The organism is Neobacillus sp. DHD-1R (genome assembly GCF_057747995.1).
Window position 1 is genome coordinate 3197601 of record NZ_CM173232.1, and the last position, 24213, is coordinate 3221813.

The 24213-nt window shown below is 41.3% G+C and carries 17 protein-coding genes, 13 tRNA genes and 3 rRNA genes; 3 read left to right on the plus strand and 30 right to left on the minus strand.

Annotated elements, in window-relative coordinates:
- The first annotated feature begins 83 nt into the window (after window positions 1–83).
- Complete coding sequence (locus AC3ANL_RS15485) at window positions 84–806, plus strand: hypothetical protein (RefSeq protein ID WP_488325330.1); 723 nt, start codon at window positions 84–86, stop codon at window positions 804–806.
- A gap of 120 nt (window positions 807–926) precedes the next feature.
- Here AC3ANL_RS15485 and AC3ANL_RS15490 read toward each other — a convergent pair whose 3' ends face one another.
- The 9 genes from AC3ANL_RS15490 to ccpN all read right to left on the minus strand — a co-directional run bounded on the left by AC3ANL_RS15490 (window position 927) and on the right by ccpN (window position 12335).
- A complete protein-coding gene (locus AC3ANL_RS15490; RefSeq protein ID WP_488325331.1) occupies window positions 927–1655 on the minus strand; it encodes a CBS domain-containing protein in 729 nt (242 codons plus the stop codon).
- Between the two features lie 138 nt (window positions 1656–1793).
- Window positions 1794–3263 carry a D-alanyl-D-alanine carboxypeptidase/D-alanyl-D-alanine endopeptidase gene (gene dacB, locus AC3ANL_RS15495; protein WP_488325332.1) on the minus strand — a complete coding sequence of 490 codons (1470 nt, stop codon included), beginning with the start codon at window positions 3261–3263 and terminating at the stop codon, window positions 1794–1796.
- Between the two features lie 89 nt (window positions 3264–3352).
- Window positions 3353–4615 (minus strand): LysM peptidoglycan-binding domain-containing protein, encoded by a 1263-nt coding sequence (locus tag AC3ANL_RS15500; RefSeq protein WP_488325333.1) that lies wholly within the window; start codon window positions 4613–4615, stop codon window positions 3353–3355.
- 209 nt (window positions 4616–4824) lie between these two features.
- The gene (locus tag AC3ANL_RS15505; protein WP_488325334.1) at window positions 4825–7407 is read right to left on the minus strand and encodes a DEAD/DEAH box helicase; all 2583 of its coding nucleotides are present in this window, start codon (window positions 7405–7407) and stop codon (window positions 4825–4827) included.
- 194 nt (window positions 7408–7601) lie between these two features.
- Window positions 7602–7691, minus strand: a complete 90-nt coding sequence (locus tag AC3ANL_RS15510) for a putative holin-like toxin (protein WP_488325335.1) — start codon at window positions 7689–7691, stop codon at window positions 7602–7604.
- Between the two features lie 97 nt (window positions 7692–7788).
- Complete coding sequence (locus tag AC3ANL_RS15515; protein ID WP_488325336.1) at window positions 7789–7980, minus strand: YbxH family protein; 192 nt, start codon at window positions 7978–7980, stop codon at window positions 7789–7791.
- Window positions 7981–8187: 207 nt separating this feature from the next.
- The gene (ppdK, locus tag AC3ANL_RS15520; RefSeq protein WP_488325337.1) at window positions 8188–10857 is read right to left on the minus strand and encodes a pyruvate, phosphate dikinase; all 2670 of its coding nucleotides are present in this window, start codon (window positions 10855–10857) and stop codon (window positions 8188–8190) included.
- A gap of 3 nt (window positions 10858–10860) precedes the next feature.
- Window positions 10861–11676: a pyruvate, water dikinase regulatory protein gene (locus AC3ANL_RS15525; protein ID WP_488325338.1), complete on the minus strand. Its 816-nt coding sequence runs from the start codon at window positions 11674–11676 to the stop codon at window positions 10861–10863.
- 17 nt (window positions 11677–11693) lie between these two features.
- Window positions 11694–12335: a transcriptional regulator CcpN gene (ccpN, locus tag AC3ANL_RS15530; RefSeq protein WP_488325339.1), complete on the minus strand. Its 642-nt coding sequence runs from the start codon at window positions 12333–12335 to the stop codon at window positions 11694–11696.
- A 303-nt stretch (window positions 12336–12638) separates the two neighbouring features.
- On the opposite strand from ccpN, the gene AC3ANL_RS15535 reads away from it, so the two are divergent.
- Complete coding sequence (locus AC3ANL_RS15535; protein WP_488325340.1) at window positions 12639–13142, plus strand: hemerythrin domain-containing protein; 504 nt, start codon at window positions 12639–12641, stop codon at window positions 13140–13142.
- A 330-nt stretch (window positions 13143–13472) separates the two neighbouring features.
- Here the strand turns inward: AC3ANL_RS15535 and AC3ANL_RS15540 are convergent, their stop codons facing one another.
- The 17 genes from AC3ANL_RS15540 to AC3ANL_RS15620 form a co-directional block, all read right to left on the minus strand.
- Window positions 13473–13904: a general stress protein gene (locus AC3ANL_RS15540; protein WP_488325341.1), complete on the minus strand. Its 432-nt coding sequence runs from the start codon at window positions 13902–13904 to the stop codon at window positions 13473–13475.
- A gap of 271 nt (window positions 13905–14175) precedes the next feature.
- Window positions 14176–14257, minus strand: a tRNA-Leu gene (locus AC3ANL_RS15545).
- Between the two features lie 53 nt (window positions 14258–14310).
- A tRNA-Trp gene (locus AC3ANL_RS15550) sits at window positions 14311–14384 on the minus strand.
- Between the two features lie 5 nt (window positions 14385–14389).
- Window positions 14390–14474: transfer RNA gene (locus tag AC3ANL_RS15555), tRNA-Tyr, on the minus strand.
- Window positions 14475–14496: 22 nt separating this feature from the next.
- Window positions 14497–14589: transfer RNA gene (locus tag AC3ANL_RS15560), tRNA-Ser, on the minus strand.
- 29 nt (window positions 14590–14618) lie between these two features.
- Window positions 14619–14692 (minus strand) — tRNA-Met (locus AC3ANL_RS15565).
- A gap of 22 nt (window positions 14693–14714) precedes the next feature.
- Window positions 14715–14790, minus strand: a tRNA-Ala gene (locus AC3ANL_RS15570).
- An 18-nt stretch (window positions 14791–14808) separates the two neighbouring features.
- Window positions 14809–14885, minus strand: a tRNA-Pro gene (locus AC3ANL_RS15575).
- Between the two features lie 6 nt (window positions 14886–14891).
- A tRNA-Arg gene (locus AC3ANL_RS15580) sits at window positions 14892–14965 on the minus strand.
- 17 nt (window positions 14966–14982) lie between these two features.
- A tRNA-Leu gene (locus AC3ANL_RS15585) sits at window positions 14983–15071 on the minus strand.
- Between the two features lie 5 nt (window positions 15072–15076).
- Window positions 15077–15151: transfer RNA gene (locus AC3ANL_RS15590), tRNA-Gly, on the minus strand.
- A 9-nt stretch (window positions 15152–15160) separates the two neighbouring features.
- Window positions 15161–15245 (minus strand) — tRNA-Leu (locus AC3ANL_RS15595).
- 22 nt (window positions 15246–15267) lie between these two features.
- Window positions 15268–15343: transfer RNA gene (locus tag AC3ANL_RS15600), tRNA-Thr, on the minus strand.
- 21 nt (window positions 15344–15364) lie between these two features.
- Window positions 15365–15440: transfer RNA gene (locus AC3ANL_RS15605), tRNA-Val, on the minus strand.
- Between the two features lie 10 nt (window positions 15441–15450).
- Window positions 15451–15567: ribosomal RNA gene (gene rrf / locus AC3ANL_RS15610) — 5S ribosomal RNA — on the minus strand.
- Between the two features lie 201 nt (window positions 15568–15768).
- Window positions 15769–18707: ribosomal RNA gene (locus AC3ANL_RS15615) — 23S ribosomal RNA — on the minus strand.
- 190 nt (window positions 18708–18897) lie between these two features.
- Window positions 18898–20447, minus strand: a 16S ribosomal RNA gene (locus AC3ANL_RS15620).
- Together the 16S, 23S and 5S rRNA genes with 13 tRNA genes alongside form the textbook arrangement of a ribosomal RNA operon.
- A gap of 430 nt (window positions 20448–20877) precedes the next feature.
- On the opposite strand from AC3ANL_RS15620, the gene AC3ANL_RS15625 reads away from it, so the two are divergent.
- A complete protein-coding gene (locus AC3ANL_RS15625) occupies window positions 20878–21015 on the plus strand; it encodes a hypothetical protein (protein ID WP_488325342.1) in 138 nt (45 codons plus the stop codon).
- Window positions 21016–21069: 54 nt separating this feature from the next.
- Here AC3ANL_RS15625 and AC3ANL_RS15630 read toward each other — a convergent pair whose 3' ends face one another.
- The 4 genes from AC3ANL_RS15630 to AC3ANL_RS15645 all read right to left on the minus strand — a co-directional run bounded on the left by AC3ANL_RS15630 (window position 21070) and on the right by AC3ANL_RS15645 (window position 24199).
- Entirely contained in the window at window positions 21070–21843 is a 774-nt protein-coding gene (locus AC3ANL_RS15630; protein WP_488325343.1) for a class I SAM-dependent methyltransferase, read from the minus strand.
- A gap of 110 nt (window positions 21844–21953) precedes the next feature.
- A complete protein-coding gene (locus AC3ANL_RS15635; RefSeq protein WP_488325344.1) occupies window positions 21954–22706 on the minus strand; it encodes an exodeoxyribonuclease III in 753 nt (250 codons plus the stop codon).
- 114 nt (window positions 22707–22820) lie between these two features.
- The gene (locus tag AC3ANL_RS15640; RefSeq protein WP_488325345.1) at window positions 22821–23606 is read right to left on the minus strand and encodes a divergent polysaccharide deacetylase family protein; all 786 of its coding nucleotides are present in this window, start codon (window positions 23604–23606) and stop codon (window positions 22821–22823) included.
- Window positions 23607–23758: 152 nt separating this feature from the next.
- Window positions 23759–24199 (minus strand): peptidylprolyl isomerase, encoded by a 441-nt coding sequence (locus tag AC3ANL_RS15645; RefSeq protein ID WP_488325346.1) that lies wholly within the window; start codon window positions 24197–24199, stop codon window positions 23759–23761.
- Window positions 24200–24213: the final 14 nt, after the last annotated feature.

Here is a 24213-nt window from a genome sequence, read left to right on the forward strand (position 1 = left end):
TGTGCTCATAGGATGGTTTCGAACATAATTATTTTACCATTGGAAATAATAACCCCGATAACAATGAGAGGATGGGATGTTTGATGTCGTTAGAATGGTTTGACAGAGTATGTGCTGAATTACAGGGGCACTTGGAATCAATTTGTGATGAATATAATCAAGTTGGTCAAATGACCATTGAAAGAGCCTCTAAACATCCAAGAATTGAGTTTTTCGTTGATACAGCAGATGTGGATACGAAAGAACTTGACCGTGATTATTTCTGCTCTCTCTTCTTTGATCCGCAGAATGAAGAATTTTACATCGATTCCTTCGATGTGGACAGTGGTCACACGGCTAAAATCATTCTTTCAGACATTGAGGAGATTATAGAGGAGGTTCACGCAAGTCTTCATGACTATATCAATGGCGATAATCATTACACGGATGATGGGGTCTATCTGCAAACTGAACAAGAATTTGATGTAGATGAATGTGTAACAGATGACATTGTAGATGAGTATTACGAAGCAGAACAAATCAGCTCTGATGATATTTTAGAAGAAATTGATGTCGACTGGTCCACCCCTGAAGTGACAGCCTTCAAACATGAGGATGAAGTTGAGGTCACCTATCAATTTGGCGTGGTGCCAGAAACAGGTGACGGCATCTTAAAACGCATTAACCGAATTTGGACAACCGATGATGAATTAATAAAGGATGAGTCCCATTTTATTTTTAGCAAAGAAGAAGCGTCCACCATTATCGCGATGATTGCTAGCCACATGGATCAGTTAAGTGAGTTTGATTTTGATGATATGCCTTGATAAAAATGGAAAAATATTCTTCACTTAGAGCAAAACGCATGGAAGGTGAAGTGACCCCCTTGAGTTGGACAATAGATCCAACTCAAGGGGGTTTTTTAATTAATCTTTTTCTAATACCTATTACTCAACATTATAATCAATTTCTATTAAATCCCACGCAGTAATCATACCCAGTGGTGCCTCATCTGTTTTTCCATTTTCAGTTATGATAACTCCTTCAATTTTCCGTTTCTTTTTGTGGGCTTTTTCAAAGATATTTTCAACTTCAAAAATATTAATATCCTTAGCAACAATCTCTATAGGATGTTCCTTTTCGTATATCATTATATCAGAAACATAAACTTCTGAAAGATTTACCATCCCGCTGTCCATACTTTGGGCCATCCATTTCATAATCGATCCTGCAGTCAAGAGTCCAATACATTTTTTGTTTTGATAAATAGGGAATTTAGAATAACCGTACTCCTTAATTGCTGCAGTCACATTTAAGATACTTTCTTGCATATCAAAATAAACCACATTTTTTGAAGCAATAGACAATGCGTAATTTGGCCGGCTTAATACATTGGCAATTTTTTCAATATGATTTACTACCTTTGCATTCGGTTCGGCAATATAAAAGCCAACCTCCATTTTTTCGTGCACAATAGCATTTCTTAACCTGGCATATTGCTCTAAATCTTTCTTAAATGTTTCAATAATTTGATATTTTTTTGCCCCAATTTTTACCAACACTACAAATCTCTCATCATTAATTTGAACTATATCCCTAAGAGCGTCATGAACTTGATTAAAGGCCACTTCAAAACGCTCCGAAAGTAGTTGTCCTTGCTTTTTATAAACATTCATTTTCCCGCTCTCCCATTTGCGAAACTTCTAGTATGTAGTAATCATTTTAATAGTAAAATCAATTTTTGAAATTTTCAAGAATTTATTTAGAATTTTAATGTAATGACTTCTCAAATATAGGAGAACATAATATCTTTGTTATTGGTCGGCTAAAATATTAACAATCTCATCCTCAATCCTTTTCCCTTGTGTTTCATCCAACAGATTATTTAAAAGGATTGAAAAAATTAACGTTTGGCCGCTTTTCGTATTCACATAGCCTGATAAAGAACTGACAGTAGAAATCGTTCCAGTTTTTGCTCTCACCTTACCAATAGTGTTTGGATTCTTTAAGCGATTTCTTAGGGAACCACCCACCATTTTGTCTCGACAACCAGCCACAGGAAGCGAACTTAAATAATTAGGAAACCACTTTTCCTTTTGAACCGCAAATAAAAGCTGCGAGAGTTGATTGGCTGGGATGAGATTTACATGTGATATTCCTGATCCATCTCTGATAACTAAAGTTTTTGTATTAACCCCAAATTTAGACATTTCCGTCCTCAAGACCGTTAAACCTTGTTCCCAACTGCCTTCCCCTTTTTCCACCTTGCCGATTTCCTTTATTAGTGTTTCTGCATGGACATTATTGCTTAACTTCATAAAAGGAACTAGTAACTCGGATAATGCCATTGATTGATGACTCGTTATCAGCCTGGCAGTATCAGGTACCCTTCCTGTTGTAACTTTACCGGAAATGGTTATTCCATGTTTTGCTAATGATTGTTTAAAAAGGGTTGTGGCAAAAAGAGTCGGATTCCACACGCCAATCCACTCTTTACTTTCCCTAGCCTTTACTGGAATTGTACCTTTGATGATGACAATGTTCTTTGCATGTTCCCGCACGATCGTAATTTTCCTTTTTTCATCGGCTCCAACTGTTACAGCTTGATTGATGATCTTCACATACCTCGTTTTCGGTGTTATTGCTACATTTGGTTTGTCTCCACTTTTTAATCCGGGCCTTACCTTGATTTGAATAGAACCTGAATCATAATCTTTCGACGGTGAAGCTGTTAAAGCAGATATCTGTGCCCCATAATAAGTTGTTTCATCACTCCATGGCAAATCCAGCGAGTACCGGATATCATCATAGCGCGAATCATCTCCGACCAAATTCCCTTTAATCCTTTTGATCCCATGCTGCACTAGGTCAGAGGCCATCTGCTCAAAATCTGTTTTCAATAAGGTGGGATCTCCCTTTCCTTTTAAATAGAGACTACCTAATAGGACTTTGTTTTTAATTGGACTATCTGTGAGGACTTCAGTCCCGAAAGTATAGTCCTCACCTAAAACATTTAGAGCAGCAGCTGCTGTTAATAGTTTCATGTTAGAGGCTGGACGTAAGCGAACATTGCCTTGATATTCATAAAGGATGGCACCATTTGTTGCGGATCTTATACTAATTCCTGCAATTGCCCCTTGGAGAGCTGTTTCTTTCATAATTAGTTGATTAAGCTGCTGTGCTATGTACTCATTACTATTTATTGCATACACATGTGTGTTAGGTACTAAAACAGTTAGTGAAATGAAAAGTCCAAGCAGCAAATATTTAGCCTTGTTATTCAATCATGATCCAGCCTTCCTTTTTTCCAAGAGTTTGTCCAAAATTTCAATGTTATATGTTAATTGGAAATAATGAATTTTAAAATAAAGATTCATTTTACTACTGTTATATTGTTTCTTAAATATGCCCAATTCTGCGGCGCAGGAAGGCTTATTTGCCAATAGGTGGTCCCTGCTAACTGATAAAGATCAATTAAGCGATACTTTTCGATATAACTACGTATATCTTCAAACCATACAGTATGCTCTTGTGCATCTGTCCAGTAATGGTACCAAGGGGATTTATTAATGGTATCAAATTTTATTGGTGAACCAGTAGATATCGCTTGATTTTGAGCGGCTAAAACCGATAATGCGCGGGTTGCATTTGTATGAACAACCTTGTCATACCCGTAAAGAGACATTGCGATTTGTAATTTTCGTGGATTAATTTGCGTAATGGAGTATTCTAGCACTTTTTCCATCCATGGAATCGGGGCAATAGGATCAGGAGGTCCACCTGGATATCCATAATCAATTGTCATCACTGCAACAATATCAGCAATTTTTCCGATCACTGCATAATCATGAGCACCAACAATCTGGTTAGTTGGAAAGTCTGCTGTTTTGGCGTGTACATTAACATGTAAAATAAGTTCACCTAACGCTTGTTTTAACTCTATTAAAAATGTATTGAAATCCTTGCGACGTGCTGGTGGAATAAATTCAAAATCAATGCTGACCCCGCTAAAGCCTCTTTGTAAAATTAAATTCACAATACTTGCTATTAAGTTTCTGCGAAATGTTGGATTTTCAAGTACCTTCCCAACTAGTTCTGCACTAAACGCAGTGCCGGTATAATTTCGTACCATCAATAACGGCGAAATGTTCAATTCTTTACATTTTTTCACAATTTCCGCATCCTTGGTAACATTATAAACGAATCCTGCTTCCGTAAATTGATAAGCTACCACTGCTAAATAGGTCAATTGTCCCGCAAGTTCTTCAAGGATGGCAAGATTGGCACTTTCTGAAGAAGGCACCAAAAATCCAAGTGTAGCTATTTCTAATTTGAATGTAGTTGGAATATGAATGATTTGACCTATGTTAAGTTGATTCGGGTTAATGCCAGGATTAGCTGTTAAAATTGTAGGAATGTCCGTATTAAACCGTTTGGCTAACTGCCAAATATGATCGCCTGCTTTTATTTGATAAGAACGGAGTGTTGAGCGTTTGTCTGGAAGATATAATGCAAGTCCGGGGACGATACTGGTGGATGACAACCCATTATTCTCTACAATTGTTTGTATAGGAACTCCGTACATATTGGAAATTGACCACAAGTTTTCACCCATCTTTACTATATGAACCGCCATAAGCCTTTCACACTCCTTTATATTCATGATATGGGCTTAATAGCTGAATATACTTTTTAAATTCGAAAAAACGTGATTACTGCAGAACAATATCTCCTATTCATGGTCATCCACAAATAAACCCGAGTTTTTGGGAATCCAGGTTTATCTGTGGAATAAGCTGATTTAGATCTGTGATTTAAACAGAAAAGTTATATATCGATATGTAGTTATGATTGGTAATCATCACCATATCGATATTTCCTATATTTTGCGGCATGGCAGGAATCACAGGTCGGAAAGGAATGATCCCAGGGAAGTTTTTTTCCACAGGTTTTGCATTTCTTAACGAATTTTTTAATATCCGTTTTAAGCCGATCTTGTACCCGATCACTAACTTCTTCCCGTAACCGTTCCCAATAGATAGCTTCTGTACGTTCGCCCAATCGATACAAAAACAAGAGATGTAGACCAATTGCCTTATAACTTAATTCTAATTCCTCCAAGCTTCTCTCTTTAACAAGCGGTTCAGGCAATTCCCTTCCTTGAATGAGAGCGTACATTGTTTCTTCCCACTGTTTGGTTAACAAAGGCTCATTTTTTGAAAAAGGCAAGTGTAAAAACCCGTAAAGATCCATTAAGGAGAGTCGAGCTTCAATTTCGGTTCCTGCAATGATTTGATATAGCGACTTTTCCTCAGAAAGGGAGGCCTTTTTGGTCCCTTTAGGACTTTCAAATTTTCCCCATAACTCAAAAAATGTACCTAGGTCATGATAGTAGTGTTGGAACCGTTCAAAGACAGAATTCGTTGGAGCGATGGCAAAGGTATGAACAGGTTCATCCTCTTGCATCAGTAAATTCCTCATTTTTTTTATATCATTTGTAAAAGCAACTTTACCGATATTATAGATTCCTTTACGACCTGCACGGCCGGCAATTTGCTTCACCTCTTGTGAAGTTAAGAGGCGCCTTCGTGTCCCATCAAATTTTTCATTTTCTAAAAAAACAATTCGCCGAATTGGCAAGTTTAAACCCATTCCGATCGCATCTGTTGCCACAATGACTTTTGTTTTTCCCTCGTTAAATTGCTCAATCTGTTTTTTTCTTGTTTCAGGAGGCATACTGCCATAAATCATGCTGACTGAATGGCCGTCATTTTGCAGACGGGAAGCAGTTTCGAGAACCCGCCTTCTTGAAAAACAGATCAGAGCATCTCCTTTTTTGATATGTTTAATATGAAATTCTTTCGCTTCAACCTCGAGCGGGGTATCACGACTATATTCATAAATGGTAATGTCTGCATCACCTAGCAATTGTAACAGCATCGATTGCGAATTTCTGCTCCCAATGATATGGACTTCTTCAGCATTTGCTTTCGTAATAGCTTTATACCAAGAGAAACCACGGTCTTTGTCAGTAATCATTTGCGCTTCATCGATAACAACAACTTCGTAATACTCTTTTTCATGGAACATTTCAACTGTACAAGAAATGTGGCTTGCATCTGGGTTAATTTTTTCTTCCTCACCGGTTTTTAAAGAGCACGATGTCCCCTCGTTATTCAACTTATCATAGACCTCTAGTGCTAAAAGCCGGAGCGGTGCTAAATATAACCCACTGCCTGCCTCTTTCATTCTTTCAAGCGCATGATGGGTTTTCCCTGTATTGGTTTCACCAATATGAAGCACGTAACGGACTTGACGTTGTAAAAAAGGGTCGTATTCCGCTGCAAATATCTCTTTCATCATCCGTTCTTCTGCATCTTTTTTTCGCTGGAGTTCTTCCTGCTCTTCTTTCAATCTTTGTTCCCGCTTCTGAAAATCCCGTTCAAAGATATCCTTGTGTTTCTTAAGATCAAACGGAACTTCTGCTAAACTTATTAAGTCAACCAAGTACTCCGCTTGAATATCTTCAATAATATAACCTTCAACATCATATAATGGTTCCGCCATACTGCCTTTTACGAACGAAGTTGATAATGGCTCATGAAAAGTTTCATAAAAATCGTCCTTCAACTTAGCAGGCAATTGTTCTAACACTTGTTGGGGAACAAACTCGGATACAAAATCGGAAATCAAACTCTCATAAACGAAGAAATACGTTTGATATTCATATAGGCTCCGCCCCCAGTGTTGTGTTTTATGTATATCACCCGTTAACTCCTCAAAAAATGCCGCTACCGTTCTATAGGTCGATGGATTAAAGGAACCTTGGTCCACTAGCTTTTCCTCAAGTGCGAAGGTATCGACAGATTGAAACTTTACATTATTTTTTAAATCTGCAGCGAGTTGTTTTGCAACAAAGTGACGGGCATTTAAATAGAATCGATCATATTGTTCTTCTAAAATCCCTACTGCAATATCCTCAATTTCATTCCTAATTGATTGTTTCTTTTCTTCCAGTTGTTTTTGTTCTTTTTGCTTTATAAAGTTAATCTTTGCATTCTGATAACGTTGAGCCCACAAATCTTCCATTCCACTGAGTTCGTTTTTTATCCAGGCCATTGTGGAAAAAGGATAGTAAGTTCTCATTTCATCACGAAATAGTTTGTTCAAGAGTTTTCGATCGATTCCTTGTACTTCAAACCCTTTATCGCTTAAAAATTGTTTCTTTTCATTTTTCGGAACATCATTAGTTGATTTGTTCAACCAAACATTAATCCAAATTTGTTCTAAATAAGGGCCGCGGTCCATTAGGTATTGTTCAAATAATGGCAGATTTTCTTTCGTTTCTAAAAACCGGTCTATATCTTCATATACCTTCGTTTTGGTTTGTTCGATTGCTTGGGGATAAATGATGGTTAATTTAGTCATCTTGATCCCTCCTCAATTATTTTTGAATTTCCTTTTTCATTAAATTTATGTATAATGTGAGTATAGATGAACATATAGTAAAAAAGACCGAGCATGGCGACAAAGAAGCTCGGTCATGCAATAGTTGGTTCCCTGACGGGGATCGGCGAATAGAGCAATAATCCACCTCTTATGCTTGCCGGCTCAAGGGTGGATTATTTTTTTTTGTGGAAAGACAGAACCGTGACAATAAGACTAGCAAATGATAAAGCTAACATCAATGCTTGAAATACTGTCAATAGCATCACCCCCTTTCAATCGGAGATGTGCCGTCCACCCTTGAGAAAACGATTCTATTGCATTTTCATTATAGCATTAATCAAAATACCGAACAAGTGTTCTTTATATATTATGTGTTTGACAATATTGATCAACCAATTCTTCGATTTGATCAAATTCAGGAAACTTTCCTGAAAACTGAAATTTAATTTCTTCGATAAAATTCTCATTATTATATACATGGATTGCACCATTTTGATGAATGACGCTAAATTCAGGTATAAATCGATAGTTGCTGCGCTCAATAGCCCCCATACATAGTCCCCTTTTCATTTTTTTATAGTATAAGCAGAAATATTAAGGCTAAACCCACACTAGATCTTGTTTAATAGCTCAAAAATAGTTTTTATTTGCGAATTCAATCAATTTTTTTGCGAATCTGAACCTTTTATTTGCGAATCTACCTTAGCAAAAATTAAGAGGCCTACTCCATTAAAAGGAGCCGGCCTCTAGTACAAATTTTTATGCTGTTGTATAAACTTCTTCCTTATTTAACTCATGACGAATGGTTGCTTGTGCAGCTGCCAACCGTGCAAGTGGAACGCGGTATGGGGAGCAGCTCACATAATCTAAACCTGTTCTGTAGCAGAAATCGATCGAGCTTTTCTCTCCTCCATGCTCTCCGCAGATACCTGTTTTTAACGAAGGCTTAGTCGCACGGCCTAATTTCACGCCTATTTCAACCAATTTACCAACACCGTCCTGGTCAAGGACAGCAAATGGATTTTCTGGCAGCACTTTATTTTCAATATATGCTTGCAAGAATTTGCCTTCAGCATCATCACGGCTGTAACCGAATGTGGTCTGTGTTAAATCATTGGTTCCGAATGAGAAGAAATCCGCTTCCTCTGCAATTTGATCAGCCGTTAAGGCAGCCCGTGGAATTTCAATCATGGTTCCAATCGTATAATTAAAATTTCTACCTGTTTCTGCTTGTACTTTGATAGCGGCATCAATGACCAATCGTCTCATTTGCTTTAATTCATTCACATGGCCCACCAATGGAATCATGATTTCAGGCTGAACCTCCATGCCTTTTTCAGCAAGTTTGGCTGCAGCATGGAAGATGGCTGTTGCTTGCATTTCATAAATTTCTGGATAAATCATCCCTAAACGGCAGCCGCGGTGGCCAAGCATCGGATTAAACTCGTCTAATTGCCGGACCTTTTTAAGTAACTGCTCTTTTTTCTTTAATTCAGCAGATTGTGGATCCGTTATTTGAAGCTTGGTTACTTCTACTAGCAGCTCCTCTTTATCTGGTAAAAATTCATGTAACGGCGGGTCTAATAACCGGATCGTAACAGGGAATCCTTGCATCGCCTCGAAAATACCTTCAAAATCTCCTTGCTGCATGGGTAAAAGCTGACTAAGAGCGTCCATTCTCTCCTCAAAATTTTCAGCTAAGATCATTTTTTGCACGATTGGAATCCGTTTCAGATCCATAAACATATGTTCAGTCCGGCATAAGCCAATTCCACCGGCACCAAACTCAAATGATTTCTTTGCATCCTCTGGGTTATCCGCATTGGCACGAACGCCAATTTTCCGTTCTTGGTCGGCCCATGCAAGCAAAAGTTGGAACTCATCGGAAAGTTCTGGGTCAATCATGGGAATTTCTCCCAGCATAATTTCACCTGTGGATCCATCAATGGTAATAACATCACCGTAGTTTACGAGGGTTCCGCCAACGGTAAATTGTTTCGCCTTCACATCGATTTTGAGGGCTTCACACCCACATATACAGGCTTTACCCATACCGCGTGCAACAACGGCAGCATGGCTGGTCATTCCGCCTCGGCTTGTTAAAATCGCTTCCGATGCGACAATACCATGAATATCGTCTGGAGTTGTCTCCGGTCTTACAAGGATTACTTTTTTACCATCATTGCTTAAACTTTCGGCTTCATCTGCATCAAAAACAACCTGACCGGTTGCCGCCCCTGGTGATGCTGGCAGGCCTTTAGCTAAAATTTTCTTTGTAAATTTATCATCAATACGGCGATGCAATAATTGATTCAATTGATCTGGATCGACACGCAATAATGCGGTCTTCTTATCAATAATTCCCTCTTCCACCATTTCAACAGCAATTCGAATAGCTGCTTGTGCCGTGCGCTTCCCATTTCGTGTTTGAAGGATAAAAAGCTTTCCACGTTCTACGGTGAACTCAATATCCTGCATCTCTTTATAATGCTGCTCAAGTCGTTTGCATGTATCAGAAAATTGTTTGTAAACACTTGGCATTTCGTCCTTCAAAGTAGCAATCGGCTGCGGAGTGCGAATTCCCGCAACCACATCTTCCCCTTGGGCATTGATTAAATATTCCCCATAAAGGACATGCTCACCTGTTGAAGGATTTCTAGTGAAGGCTACACCCGTACCAGAATCATTTCCCATATTACCGAAGACCATACTTTGAATATTAACGGCAGTCCCTAAGTGATCAGGAATTTTATTAAGCCGGCGGTAAACGATTGCACGTTGATTGTTCCAAGAATTGAATACAGCATTTATAGCAAGGAACAGCTGTTCTTTTGGATCTTGTGGAAAATCTTTTCTTGTATGTTTTTTAACAATTCCTTTATAACCAACTATAACTTCCTTCCAGTCTTCTGATGTCATTTCAGGGTCAGAGGAATAACCCTTATGTTCGCGAGTTTCTTCTAAAAATTGTTCAAAATAGTAGGTATCAATTTCAAGGACCACATTACTAAACATTTGAATAAAACGGCGGTAAGAATCATAAGAGAACCGAGGATTATTCGTTAATTTAGCCATACCCACAACTGTTTCATCATTCATTCCTAGGTTCAAAATGGTATCCATCATACCAGGCATGGAAAAAACGGAACCGGAACGAACGGAAACCAGCAATGGATTTTGCGGATCGCCTAATTTTTTACCCATCTTTTCTTCTAAACGGGTCAGGGCTTCTAAGGTTTGTTTTTCTACTATGGCTGGAATGGTTTTACTAGTTTCATAGTAAGCATTGCAAGCTTGGGTAGTGATGGTGAATCCATATGGGACTGGCAGACCGATACGTGTCATTTCTGCTAGATTTGCCCCTTTTCCTCCAAGTAAATCTCTCATATTACTATTACCCTCATGAAATAAGTACACAAATTTATCCATAGTTTAAAAGCTCCTCTCTTTTTTTAACACTTCTAAAATTAAGCCGGCCGTTTCTTCTACTGCCTTATTTGATACATCAATGACAGGACAGCCAACTCTTTTCATAATTTTTTCAGCATGATCTAATTCTTTTAAAATCCGCTCAAAGCTGGCATAATTGGCCTGTGAAGCTAGCCCCAATGCTTTCAGACGCTCCTTACGAATTTCATTTAATTTATCAGGAGAAATGATTAATCCAATGCAATTCTTTCTTGGTATTTGAAACAATTCGTCTGGCGGCTGTACCTCAGGAACTAAAGGAACATTGGCTACCTTAAAGCGTTTATGGGCTAAGTACATCGATAGTGGTGTCTTCGAGGTCCGAGATACACCAATTAAAACGATGTCAGCCTTGGTAATTCCTCTTGGGTCGCGTCCATCATCATATTTAACGGCAAATTCAATCGCTTCAATTTTTCGGAAGTATTCTTCATCCAGTTTTCGCATCAAACCAGGTTGGTGATGGGGCACCTTATTAAATTTAGTGGTAAAAGCATTCATCAACGGACTTAGTAAATCTACTGCCAAAATTCCTTCTTCAGCAGCTCTTCGATCTAGATATTCTTTTAATGCTGGAATAACAATCGTATAAGCAATAATCGAATGAGCGTCTTTGGCTAACAAGATGACATCTTCAATATCTTCAAGGTCATCCACATAAGAATTACGGCGAATATCAACATGGCCGCCATTAAATTGTGTTGCCACTGCTTTTACAACAAACTCAGCCGTTTCCCCTACTGAGTCAGATACCACATAGACAACTTCTTTCTTTACCAAAATTTCAGCCACTCCTCTTAGTTTGATTTTTCATCCATAATTTCTAAATATGCTCGTGTTATCGTTGTTTTCGTAATGCGACCCACTAGCAAATATGTATTTGTTTGCCCGTCCACATTCTTTACAACCGGTAAAGAGTCAATGTGGTTGTGAATCATTTTTTTTGCAGCTTCAAGCAAAGTTTCTTCTGGATTAATCGTGATGATATTCGGCATTCTCGTCATTATGACACTTACAGGCAGATCATGAAGATTTTGATTTCCTAGTGATGCTCTGAGCAAATCCTTTCTAGAAATCACCCCTGTTAAATGGCCGTCAGCATCAACAGCGTAAAGTGTTCCAACATCCTCTAAAAATAACTGAACAATTGCATCATAAACCGAGGTTGATTTTCCCACCACAATTGGAAGGGCCTTATAATCATTGACCTTCTGATGAAGGTATTTTTCCGCTTGATGCTTATTAGGAAATTTTTCATTATAAAAATATCCTACTCTTGGTCTCGCATCTAAATTTCCTGACATAGTTAAGATGGCAAGATCAGGTCTTAACGCTGCTCGTGATAGTGAAAGCTTTTCTGCAATCTCTTTCCCCGTTATCGGTCCATTTTCTTTAACAATATCCAGGATTTCGTCCTGACGCTTGGTAAGTTTAATCATTACCACCCCCTTAATCACCTTAATATGTTATATTCTATGTATTTATTATAAATGTGTTATACTTATTTGTATATAGTATATAACATTTAATATTAAATCGGTACAATAATTTGAATAAAACATCACAATTAATTAAAATTTTAATATTCTGAATTATATAAACAAACAAAATCCCGTTGCATGAGACGGGATTTTGTTTCTTTTATAAAAATTATGTTTAAATTTTATAGTGATTTGAATCACAATATAAATTCCATCTTTTTTATATACTTAAAAGAGTAAAATTCGAGAGGAGATTTTGATATGCAAGGATTATTTGGTAAGGGTCCAACTGCCCTTTCCGAGGGCTTAAATAAATTAATAAGTGAACATCACCCATTAAGAAACAATATGGAACTTTTAATTTCCTTATGTAATAAAGTTGAGGACGAGCAAGGTACTGCTTTTGAACAATTAATTCAGGAAGTAAAAGAGTTTTTCAGAAACCTAGAGTTTCATTCAGTCCGTGAAGAAGATATCTTATTTCGGATGATGGAAAAATACATTGGCCAACATGGAGGTCCAATAGCTGTAATGGAAGCTGAACACGAACAGGCAAGAGAATTGATCAATGAATTTTTTATAAATACTAAAACCCCTAAAGAAAGTTCAATAGATGACATGATTAAAAATGCAAATCTTATTAATAATGCGGTCAATATTCTTTTACAGCATTTCATGAAAGAAGAACAGGTCCTTTACCCAATGGCAGAGCGGATGTTTACGGAAGCTGAAAAAGAAATTGTTTTCCAAAAGGTTTCAGAATAGCAATTTATTCCAAGCCCAAACTACGATAGGTTGGGCCTTTTCCTTCAAGCGAAGGCGACTTAAAAAAAACAAAAAGGCCTTCAACATATTAGTTGAAAGCCTTTTTGTAACAATTCCCTGATACCGGTGGCCGGGGTCGAACCGACACTCCTCAAGGAACAGGATATTTTAAAATCTGATATTTTTAAAAATATTAAAACATCAATAGTTAACACAATTATTTAGAATAATGTATTGAATCCATCAGAGAGAACAATTTATTGAACTTCTTATAATAATTATTGTTTTATTACCAAACGTATAAATGACTAAGCATCCTTTATTTCGGAATTATTCTGCGACTACGATGAGAATTTTCCCTTTTTTCACATCTTCTTCATATTGGCGAGCTTCTTCTTCATCCAATCCAATCTCCTGTAAGGCCCCGGTTAAACCGCCGGCTTTGGCAGCAGCACCAGATACAGCTCCACCCAGGGTTAATAATAACGGACCTGCCGCTATTATTGGACCGATGCCAGGAAGTGCTAGGGCACTCATTCCTACGAAAAAACCAGCCAATCCGATTATTCCACCAGCCGTTGCCCCTGCAATGATTCCTTCCGTTTCTTTAAGTTTCACTTGGTCACCATTCGATTCCAATCCTTCGATATTTTTTGCTAGAATAGAGATCTGCTCAAAGTTGTAGCCCTTCCTATGTAAATCCTCTACCGCTGTCTGTGCCTGTTTTTCAGTTTCATAAACACCTATGATTCGTTTTTCCATGAGCGATTATCTCCTTTACATGATGTACTAATTAAATTCCCTCTCAGGAAAATTTCAATCATGCAAAATTCTAGAAAATGATCATTAATCTTTAATTTAGTCAACTTCCAGCTTATCGCAGAGAGGATCAGCTAATTGATAATATTCACTTCAACTCGTACTGATACATTCTTGGGGAAATGTATACTTTTGCACCACTCATCGGGCATATAAAAATAAAACAGACTCCAACATAATAGTTAAAGTCTGTTTTCTATTTCGAATTATTTGATACCGATGGTCGGGGTCGAACCGACACTCCTCACGGAACACGATTTTGAGTCGTGCGCGTCTGCCAATTCCGCCACATCGGCAAATATTAAATAAAAATCCCATAGTACAATCAGGAATTTATGAAGAAAAAATTTGGCAGGGGCAGCAGGAATCGAACCCACACCAAAGGTTTTGGAGACCTTTGTTCTACCTTTAAACTATGCCCCTATTTGTGGTGGAGGGGGACGGATTCGAACCGCCGAACCCGGAGGGAGCGGATTTACAGTCCGCCGCGTTTAGCCACTTCGCTACCCCTCCACATATAAAAGAGAATTAAAACTGGAGGAGGAAGAGGGATTCGAACCCCCGCGCGGTATGACCCGCCTGTCGGTTTTCAAGACCGATCCCTTCAGCCAGACTTGGGTATTCCTCCATTTTATAAAAAGGTTAATTGTGTTTAAGTAGCGGCGGAGGGGATCGAACCCCCGACCTTACGGGTATGAACCGTACGCTCTAGCCAGCTGAGCTACACCGCCATAAAATAAATTTTAAAATGTTTGGTGGAGTCTAGGGGGATCGAACCCCTGACCTCCTGCGTGCAAAGCAGGCGCTCTCCCAGCTGAGCTAAGACCCCATAATGGCATGAATTGAATGGTCGGGAAGACAGGATTCGAACCTGCGACCCCTTGGTCCCAAACCAAGTGCTCTACCAAGCTGAGCTACTTCCCGTAAAAATGCGCCCTGAGAGATTCGAACTCCCGACCTTTTGATTCGTAGTCAAACACTCTATCCAGCTGAGCTAAGGGCGCATATAAATTTATTGTAATGGTGCCGAGGACCGGAATCGAACCGGTACGGTAGTCACCTACCGCAGGATTTTAAGTCCTGTGCGTCTGCCAGTTCCGCCACCCCGGCACTATTGGAGCGGAAGACGGGATTCGAACCCGCGACCCCCACCTTGGCAAGGTGATGTTCTACCACTGAACTACTTCCGCAAAAAACTTTGGTGCGGGTGAAGGGAGTCGAACCCCCACGCCTTGCGGCGCCAGATCCTAAGTCTGGTGCGTCTGCCAATTCCGCCACACCCGCATATTCAATTAAGTAAAAAGCATGGTGCCGGCGAGAGGACTTGAACCCCCAACCTACTGATTACAAGTCAGTTGCTCTACCAATTGAGCTACCCCGGCATATTGATTGAAAATATAGTATGGTGGAGGATGACGGGATCGAACCGCCGACCCTCTGCTTGTAAGGCAGATGCTCTCCCAGCTGAGCTAATCCTCCATAAATAACAGCCTGGCAACGTCCTACTCTCACAGGGACGCGTGTCCCAACTACCATCGGCGCTGAGAAGCTTAACTTCCGTGTTCGGTATGGGAACGGGTGTGACCTTCTCGCCTTAATTACCAGACTATAAAATTAGAGAGATCGTTCTCTCAAAACTAGATAATTCAGAAGAAGTGGTAAAACTTAAGTTCGCTTTAAAAATTGTCCAGCTGCGGCTCCTAACTTCTCGGCCGTTTCGATCCGTCCCTTCAAATCCAAAATCAGGATTTGCAGTGCCGGCTCTCCAACGTCTGTCGAAGTTGACCAGTCGCCTCCGCTTTTCTATTTGGTTAAGTCCTCGAACGATTAGTATCAGTCAGCTCCACATGTCGCCACGCTTCCACCTCTGACCTATCAACCTGATCATCTTTCAGGGTTCTTACTAGCTTGACGCTATGGGAAATCTCATCTTGAGGGGGGCTTCATGCTTAGATGCTTTCAGCACTTATCCCGTCCGCACATAGCTACCCAGCGATGCCTTTGGCAAGACAACTGGTACACCAGCGGTGCGTCCATCCCGGTCCTCTCGTACTAAGGACAGCTCCTCTCAAATTTCCTGCGCCCACGACGGATAGGGACCGAACTGTCTCACGACGTTCTGAACCCAGCTCGCGTACCGCTTTAATGGGCGAACAGCCCAACCCTTGGGACCGACTACAGCCCCAGGATGCGATGAGCCGACATCGAGGTGCCAAACCTCCCCGTCGATGTGGACTCTTGGGGGAGATAAGCCTGTTATCCCCGGGGTAGCTTTTATCCGTTGAGCGATGGCCCTTCCATGCGGAACCACCGGATCACTAAGCCCGACTTTCGTCCCTGCTCGACTTGTAGGTCTCGCAGTCAAGCTCCCTTGTGCCTTTACACTCTACGAATGATTTCCAACCATTCTGAGGGAACCTTTGGGCGCCTCCGTTACTCTTTAGGAGGCGACCGCCCCAGTCAAACTGCCCACCTGACACTGTCTCCCACCCCGATCAGGGGTGCGGGTTAGAATTTCAATACAGCCAGGGTAGTATCCCACCGACGCCTCCACCGAAGCTAGCGCTCCGGCTTCTCAGGCTCCTACCTATCCTGTACAAGCTGTACCAAAATTCAATATCAGGCTACAGTAAAGCTCCACGGGGTCTTTCCGTCCTGTCGCGGGTAACCTGCATCTTCACAGGTACTATAATTTCACCGAGTCTCTCGTTGAGACAGTGCCCAGATCGTTACGCCTTTCGTGCGGGTCGGAACTTACCCGACAAGGAATTTCGCTACCTTAGGACCGTTATAGTTACGGCCGCCGTTTACTGGGGCTTCGATTCAGAGCTTCGCTTTTAAGGCTAACCCCTCCTCTTAACCTTCCAGCACCGGGCAGGCGTCAGCCCCTATACTTCGCCTTGCGGCTTCGCAGAGACCTGTGTTTTTGCTAAACAGTCGCCTGGGCCTATTCACTGCGGCTCTTCGAGGCTATTCACCCCAAAGAGCACCCCTTCTCCCGAAGTTACGGGGTCATTTTGCCGAGTTCCTTAACGAGAGTTCTCTCGCTCACCTTAGGATTCTCTCCTCGCCTACCTGTGTCGGTTTGCGGTACGGGCACCTTTTATCTCGCTAGAGGCTTTTCTTGGCAGTGTGGAATCAGGAACTTCGGTACTAAATTTCCCTCGCTGTCACAGCTCAGCCTTCACGGTAAGCGGATTTTCCTACTTACCAGCCTAACTGCTTAGACGCGCATATCCAACAGCGCGCTTACCCTATCCTCCTGCGTCCCCCCATCACTCAAACGATAAAGAGGTGGTACAGGAATATCAACCTGTTGTCCATCGCCTACGCCTTTCGGCCTCGGCTTAGGTCCCGACTAACCCTGAGCGGACGAGCCTTCCTCAGGAAACCTTAGGCATTCGGTGGATGAGATTCTCACTCATCTTTCGCTACTCATACCGGCATTCTCACTTCTAAGCGCTCCACCAGTCCTTACGGTCTAGCTTCAACGCCCTTAGAACGCTCTCCTACCACTGACATCGTTGATGTCAATCCACAGCTTCGGTGATACGTTTAGCCCCGGTACATTTTCGGCGCAGAGTCACTCGACCAGTGAGCTATTACGCACTCTTTAAATGGTGGCTGCTTCTAAGCCAACATCCTGGTTGTCTAAGCAACTCCACATCCTTTTCCACTTAACGTATACTTTGGGACCTTAGCTGGTGGTCTGGGCTGTTTCCCTTTTGACTACGGATCTTATCACTCGCAGTCTGACTCCCACGGATAAGTCTTTGGCATTCGGAGTTTGTCTGAATTCGGTAACCCGATGAGGGCCCCTAGTCCAAACAGTGCTCTACCTCCAAGACTCTTACTACGTGAGGCTAGCCCTAAAGCTATTTCGGAGAGAACCAGCTATCTCCAAGTTCGATTGGAATTTCTCCGCTACCCACACCTCATCCCCGCACTTTTCAACGTGCGTGGGTTCGGGCCTCCATCCAGTGTTACCTGGACTTCACCCTGGACATGGGTAGATCACCTGGTTTCGGGTCTACGACCACATACTCATTCGCCCTATTCAGACTCGCTTTCGCTGCGGCTCCGTCTTTTCAACTTAACCTTGCATGGGATCGTAACTCGCCGGTTCATTCTACAAAAGGCACGCCATCACCCATGAACGGGCTCTGACTACTTGTAGGCACACGGTTTCAGGAACTATTTCACTCCCCTTCCGGGGTGCTTTTCACCTTTCCCTCACGGTACTGGTTCACTATCGGTCACTAGGGAGTATTTAGCCTTGGGAGATGGTCCTCCCTGCTTCCGACCGGATTTCTCGTGTCCGGCCGTACTCAGGATCCACTCAGGAGGGAACGAAGTTTCAACTACAGGGTTTTTACCTTCTATGACGGACCTTTCCAGATCGCTTCATCTACCCCGTTCCTTTGTAACTCCATGTTGAGTGTCCTACAACCCCAAGAGGCAAGCCTCTTGGTTTGGGCTATGTCCCGTTTCGCTCGCCGCTACTCAGGGAATCGCGTTTGCTTTCTCTTCCTCCGGGTACTTAGATGTTTCAGTTCCCCGGGTATGCCATCCATACCCTATGTATTCAGGTAAAGATACTACTCCATTACGAGCAGTGGGTTTCCCCATTCGGAAATCTCCGGATCAAAGCTTACTTACAGCTCCCCGAAGCATATCGGTGTTAGTCCCGTCCTTCATCGGCTCCTAGTGCCAAGGCATTCACCGTGCGCCCTTTCTAACTTAACCTAAAAGGTTTGTTTCTCTTATTAAATAAGAGAGAAAACTAAAATGGCGATTACTCGATGTTTCACTTGCTTCTTCTTACGATTATCTAGTTTTCAAAGAACGAATGTTTTTGAGAGATTGTACTCTCAAAACTAAACAAACAAAAAGCGGTCAACTTCTTATCAGTCCGTAAGGACTGCATTATCCTTAGAAAGGAGGTGATCCAGCCGCACCTTCCGATACGGCTACCTTGTTACGACTTCACCCCAATCATCTGTCCCACCTTAGGCGGCTGGCTCCTTACGGTTACCCCACCGACTTCGGGTGTTACAAACTCTCGTGGTGTGACGGGCGGTGTGTACAAGGCCCGGGAACGTATTCACCGCGGCATGCTGATCCGCGATTACTAGCGATTCCGGCTTCATGTAGGCGAGTTGCAGCCTACAATCCGAACTGAGAATGGTTTTATGGGATTGGCTAGGCCTCGCGGCTTTGCTGCCCTTTGTACCATCCATTGTAGCACGTGTGTAGCCCAGGTCATAAGGGGCATGATGATTTGACGTCATCCCCACCTTCCTCCGGTTTGTCACCGGCAGTCTCCTTAGAGTGCCCAACTGAATGCTGGCAACTAAGAACAAGGGTTGCGCTCGTTGCGGGACTTAACCCAACATCTCACGACACGAGCTGACGACAACCATGCACCACCTGTCACTCTGTCCCCCGAAGGGGAACGTCCTATCTCTAGGAGTGTCAGAGGATGTCAAGACCTGGTAAGGTTCTTCGCGTTGCTTCGAATTAAACCACATGCTCCACCGCTTGTGCGGGCCCCCGTCAATTCCTTTGAGTTTCAGCCTTGCGGCCGTACTCCCCAGGCGGAGTGCTTAATGCGTTAGCTGCAGCACTAAGGGGCGGAAACCCCCTAACACTTAGCACTCATCGTTTACGGCGTGGACTACCAGGGTATCTAATCCTGTTTGCTCCCCACGCTTTCGCGCCTCAGCGTCAGTTACAGACCAGAAAGCCGCCTTCGCCACTGGTGTTCCTCCACATCTCTACGCATTTCACCGCTACACGTGGAATTCCGCTTTCCTCTTCTGCACTCAAGTCCCCCAGTTTCCAATGACCCTCCACGGTTGAGCCGTGGGCTTTCACATCAGACTTAAAGGACCGCCTGCGCGCGCTTTACGCCCAATAATTCCGGACAACGCTTGCCACCTACGTATTACCGCGGCTGCTGGCACGTAGTTAGCCGTGGCTTTCTGGTTAGGTACCGTCAAGGTACCGGCAGTTACTCCGATACTTGTTCTTCCCTAACAACAGAGCTTTACGACCCGAAGGCCTTCATCGCTCACGCGGCGTTGCTCCATCAGACTTTCGTCCATTGTGGAAGATTCCCTACTGCTGCCTCCCGTAGGAGTCTGGGCCGTGTCTCAGTCCCAGTGTGGCCGATCACCCTCTCAGGTCGGCTACGCATCGTCGCCTTGGTGAGCCGTTACCTCACCAACTAGCTAATGCGCCGCGGGCCCATCTGTAAGTGTCAGCCGAAACCGACTTTCAGTTTTTCCTCATGTGAGGAAAAAGATTATCCGGTATTAGCACCGGTTTCCCGGTGTTATCCCAGTCTTACAGGCAGGTTGCCCACGTGTTACTCACCCGTCCGCCGCTAATCAATAGGAGCAAGCTCCTATTGATCCGCTCGACTTGCATGTATTAGGCACGCCGCCAGCGTTCGTCCTGAGCCAGGATCAAACTCTCCAAGAAAGTTGATATAGCTCATAAATGTTACGTTGGCTTAGTTTCAAAAAGAAACTAATAATTTATTGTTTGTTGACGCTTTTGTTTGTTTAGTTTTCAAAGAACAAATTAATTTTCCATCTACCAATCTAGCAATTAGCGACATTTATTATATTACCATAATAAATGTCCAACGTCAACTTCTTTTTGAATATTTTTAATGAGTAAATTTGTAAATACATCTTAAAACTCAGAAGCGACATTGATAATAATACTATCCATGAGCATATTCGTCAACTAGTTTTTACTAACTTTTTAAGAATACGAAAATGTCTTTCTTTCATTTAATCTATTATCTTATAAAAGTTATTCTAGAAAGAAATTAACAATGGTTTAGATCATTTTTATATTGGAAAAAATACAGGAGTACTTCATTCTTAAAGGAGCTGTTGCCAAAGTGAGTTTTTACTCGTATAAAAAAGAAGAGAATAAAGATTTAAGTACTCCACCCGACCAAAGCCCATTCGAAAATTTGAATCAAACCGAGAAAACACCGGAGTTTGATGAATACGGAACTGCTCTTAATGATATTTAATCATAAAGAAACCTTTACAACACAATATTCCTTTGGTTGTAAAGGTTTCTTTTGTTATTCCTTTTTAATTGCTCTTAAAACAATAGCTTCCCCCTGGAAGGAGATCACTTGATCTACTTCCATCCTAACGCTAAATTTATTTTTCACTCGTTGAGGAGCATTAAATATAAACTGAGTCAATTTTTCCTTTTCTTCTTGACGTAAATTCATTCGATTACACCATGCCTCAAAACGAAACGTTTTATCAAACCGGTGCCATTCATAAATTTCGAAACCGTTCATTTCCAGCATTCGAACCCATTCACTCTTCTTCCATGCCCGAAAATGACTGTAATCCCGCCATTTTTCAATCGTATTATAAAAATGGTCAAACTCATCATTTTCAGGCACGACATTATCATCCAGTAAAAATTGACCATTTGGTTTAAGGACGCGATAGGCCTCTTTAACAAACTTATTAATATTAGGAAAATGGTGTGATGCAATCCTACAAGTCACTATATCAAATGATTGGTCTAAAAAGGGAAGTGTTTCTGCATCCCCTATTTGGAACTCTACATTTTGATGACCATTCCCTGTGATAAACGTTTCCGCGGCTACTAACATTTCTAGTGTCAAATCTATTGCGGTAACCTTTTTTACAAGAGGGGCAAAGGCATTGGCGGTATGGCCGCCGCCAGTCGCAATATCAAGCAGCACTTCTTCTCCCGTAATCGCCGCCATATCCACTAACTTCTGTAAATCCTCTCCATCCTTGTGGATGGCACTACTTACATAGGCTTCTGCACTTTTTCCAAATTGTTGTTGTACATCTCGTTTAACATCCATATATAATCCCCCCACTAATTCTTTATACAATAACTATAGATCAGCTATGTTATAAAGGAAATGACGGGTATTTTATCTTTTTCAATAAGAATTTCTTATTGAACTAATCATCATTGAAGTTCAAGGATCACTGGACAGTGATCACTACCCATTACATTGCAGTGAATGTCAGCAAGCTTAAGTCGATCACACAGTGCTTTAGAAACAATAAAGTAATCAATCCGCCAACCGATATTCCGTTCCCGTACTTTATTCATGTACGACCACCAGGTATACGCACCATCTTGATCTGGATAAAAATAACGATAGCTGTCTACAAAACCTGATGCAAGTAAAGAAGTCATTTTCCCTCTCTCTTCATCTGTAAAACCCGAGTTGCCGATATTAGTTTTAGGATTTCTTAAATCAATCTCTTGATGTGCAACATTCATGTCGCCACAAAGAATAAGTGGTTTAATTTCATTCAATTCATTTAAATGTTGAAATATTCTATCCTCCCATTCCAAACGATAACCAAGTCTCGCCAAATCTCTTTGAGAATTTGGCGTATAGACATTGACTAAGAAAAAATCCTCAAACTCTAATGTAAGAATGCGTCCTTCCCCTTCACTCTCATCTGAGCCAACTCCATATCTAACAGAAAGCGGTTTATGCTTCGTAAACACTGCTGTACCGGAATACCCTTTCTTTAAGGCATAATTCCAGTATTGATGGTACCCAGCTAAATCAAGACTAATTTGACCTTCCTGAAGTTTCGTTTCCTGTACACAAAAAATATCCGCATCCACTTCTTGAAAATAATCCAAAAACCCTTTTTTAACGCAAGCCCTTAGGCCATTTACATTCCAAGATACTAGTTTCATTTTACGAATCCTTCTCCCTTGTTGCTCACTTTTGTTTATTTTTTTATTTTGTCTGAATCTCTGTAAATTGGCAAGAAAAAAGCCAGAATGCGGGTTCTGGCTTTTTGTAAGCATTTAATAGGGAGGGAAATTTTTATCTTGAAGTTGTCCGAAAAAAAGCTCGGAGACAGGTACAATTTTTATATTACGTTTGTTAAATTCCTCCATTGATTGAAATACCCCTACAGAACAAACCTTACCTGTCACGCCTACATGGCCGATTGCGATTCCTTTACCTTTGATTTCAGTGACCTTTGCTAGTCTACTCATTTGTTTCCTCACATGCGCTGACGATGAGATGTCATCAAGAAATACATCTCTTTTGAGCAGAGGGACGCCCATTTCTTTTGCGATTTCCGGGAATTTCGTACCTGGGCTTGTTCCACTGTCGATTATAAACAGCTTTCTTTCTTTAGCCACTTCTACAATAGCTCGAACAATTTCTTCTTTTTCAACGGCTAAGGATCCCATGTGGTTGTTAAGTCCCACCGCATATGGAACACTAGCTACAGCCTCTTCTACACGCTGCCTAACTTCCTTTGGTGTCAGATCAACCGTGATCGGCTTCGGTCCAAGCCAAGATCTTTTCCCTCTTTTCGGTTCCATTGGTAAATGGATCATAACCTCAAACCCATTTTTATGGGCCCATTCAGCATGTTTTTTAGAGTTTTCTGTAAAAGGCATAACCGCTGCAGTAATGGGGATTTCTCCTTCTAAAAAATCCTGAACACCACCCGTTCCGCCTCCGAAATCATCGATAATGATGGCTGCTTTCAGTTGCTTCGTTGGATTAACTTCAGCCAATGCTGAGTTTTGGAAAGATAAAAATACCAATAGGATAAGTAGGACCAGTTTTTTCATCATAACCTCCATAGAGAATTTTGTAGTTAATTTACCCTATGAAGGATTTATCATTCTTTACAAAAGTTATCTTTTTAACAGTCTTAATTTAATATAGAAGATCCCTTCTTCATAAAAAAAGAGAGCTGATTCAGCTCTCTCTCACTCATTACCTATTCTTCATCATATACCTTAACTTCAACCATTTTATCACCATTACGCATTGCTTTAGCAGTTTCAAGTCCAGAAGTTACTTGGCCGAAAACAGTATGAACACCGTTTAAATGTGGTTGTGATTCATGAACGATGAAGAACTGACTTCCCCCAGTATTTCTTCCTGCATGTGCCATTGATAAGGAGCCCGGAACATGTTTATGTGGATTTCCTTCTGTTTCACAATTGATTGTATAGCCAGGGCCGCCCATTCCAGTTCCAGTAGGGTCTCCACCTTGACTTACAAAGCCTGGGATTACCCTGTGAAAGATAACTCCATCATAAAAGCCCTCATTAGCCAATTTTTCAAAATTAGCCACTGTTCCAGGGGCTTCGTTAGGGAACAAGTCAAACTCAATTTTTTCTCCATTTTCCATCAGTATGTATCCTTTTTTAGCCATTGAAAACACTCCTT